This is a genomic window from Streptomyces sp. HSW2009 (assembly GCF_040240285.1).
Classification (GTDB): domain Bacteria; phylum Actinomycetota; class Actinomycetes; order Streptomycetales; family Streptomycetaceae; genus Streptomyces.
Genome location: NZ_JBEHZD010001114.1, coordinates 1 through 710, shown reverse-complemented (window position 1 = coordinate 710; position 710 = coordinate 1). Strand labels below are relative to the sequence as shown.

At 78.9% G+C, this 710-nt stretch carries 1 protein-coding gene; it reads left to right on the top strand.

The annotated features are described in order from the left end of the window. Window positions 1–191: 191 nt before the first annotated feature. The coding region (locus tag AAHZ94_RS34820) for a precorrin-2 dehydrogenase/sirohydrochlorin ferrochelatase family protein (protein WP_349997658.1) at window positions 192–710 on the top strand (519 nt) is incomplete at its 3' end.

Here is a 710-nt window from a genome sequence, read left to right as displayed (position 1 = left end):
CCCCACCGCCGGCCGTCCCCACCCGACCCGCCGCCCCACCACCGCACCCGGCCGGTCCCCAGCGAGCCACCGGCGCCCCCCACCCGGTCCCGTGCCCACCCCCGTAAGGTGTCCGCAGGGCCCGCGCCCATCCTGACCAGCCGCTCCGGTGCAGTAGCGGCGCCTTCAGCCGTACGAGGAGCCGTACCGTCATGTCCGAGAACCCCGCCTACCCCGTAGGGCTGAGACTGAGCGGACGGCGCGTGGTCGTCGTCGGCGGCGGACAGGTGGCGCAGCGCCGACTGCCGGCGCTCATCGCCGCGGGCGCGGACGTCGTCCTCATCTCGTCGTCGGCCACCCCGTCGGTGGAGGCCATGGCCGACGCGGGGGAGATCCGCTGGGAGCGCCGCCGCTACCGGGCCGGCGACCTGGCCGACGCCTGGTACGCGCTGATCGCCACCGGCGACGCCGAGGCCAACGCCGCAGCCTCCGCCGAGGCCGAGTCCCGCCGGGTGTGGTGCGTACGCAGCGACGACGCCGAGGCCGCCACCGCCTGGACGCCGGCCACCGGCCGCAGCGACGGCGTCACCGTCGCCGTGCTCACCGGCCGCGACCCGCGCCGCTCGGCCGCGGTGCGCGACGCGATCGTCGAGGGCCTGCGGGACGGCACCCTGGCCGCCCCGCGCCACCGGCAGCCGGCGGGCCGCGCCACCGACGCGCCGGCCCCGCTG